The sequence below is a fragment of the Paenibacillus sp. P4_E11 genome, from assembly GCF_056401635.1.
This window is the reverse complement of record NZ_JBFUIX010000743.1, coordinates 1-508: the sequence shown is the minus strand read 5'-3', so window position 1 is coordinate 508 and position 508 is coordinate 1. Positions and strand designations below refer to the sequence as shown.

Genomic DNA, 508 nt, shown 5'->3' with positions numbered 1-508 from the left:
CTCCTTTAGGAGTCCTCATTTGTTCTCATGTTAATTTCTAATTGCATGTCTTCTTTATTCTTGTACATCGCAAATTCTGGTTCGATCTCGATATCTGCATTCGGGATAATGTGTTGATAGTAATAATTCACAAAGTAATCTGCAATGTACCGATTGGGTACGATAAGTAGTTGATTGTAAAGTTTTTCCCAAATAACAATTACAAGTCGCGCCTGCCCTTTTTCGTTCCGCTGATCAAGCAGATCGCATATCACTTCACCATCAATAATCGTATTTTCAATCTTGAAGGTGCATCTAAATACATTCGTATTATTGGTTTCATTCTGTGGAATAACATCCATTAGTTGAATATCAAAGTTGTAGTGGCTAATTAATTCACCTGGGCTTACATTCAAATATTCGCATAATGTGTCAAGAGTTTCGAACTGGACGCCCTTGCCAGAATTATGGTATAGGGCTCTGATTGTTGTTTTAGAAATCCCTGTTTTTTTAACAACATCGACAATTC

1 protein-coding gene is annotated in these 508 nt (G+C 36.2%); it reads right to left on the bottom strand.

The window, feature by feature from the left end:
- Positions 1-5: 5 nt before the first annotated feature.
- A partial coding sequence (locus AC1DWB_RS37245) for a helix-turn-helix domain-containing protein (RefSeq protein WP_477546039.1) occupies positions 6-508 on the bottom strand: 503 nt, incomplete at its 5' end.